Here is a 326-nt window from a genome sequence, read left to right on the forward strand (position 1 = left end):
CACGCAGGTCCGTCCGCACGGCGTCGTGGAGGCCGACGGCACCGACACCTCGATCGACGTCCTGCTCTGGGCGACCGGCTACCGCCCGGACCTCGACCACCTGGGACCGATGCACCTGCATGGCCCGCTCGGTGGCGTCCCGATGTCGGGCACCAAGGTGACCCGCGAGCCGCCGGTGCACCCCGTCGGGTAGGGCCCCCACGCAGGTCCGTCCGCACGGCGTCGTGGAGGCCGACGGCACCGACACCTCGATCGACGTCCTGCTCTGGGCGACCGGCTACCGCCCGGACCTCGACCACCTGGGACCGATGCACCTGCATGGCCCG

1 pseudogene is annotated in these 326 nt (G+C 73.3%); it reads left to right on the top strand.

The annotated features are described in order from the left end of the window. A pseudogene (locus tag D8M35_RS16775) lies at positions 1–193 on the top strand (pyridine nucleotide-disulfide oxidoreductase); the annotation flags it as partial. Positions 194–326 lie beyond the last annotated feature (133 nt).

The organism is Curtobacterium sp. HSID17257 (assembly GCF_003989515.1).
GTDB lineage: Bacteria > Actinomycetota > Actinomycetes > Actinomycetales > Microbacteriaceae > Curtobacterium.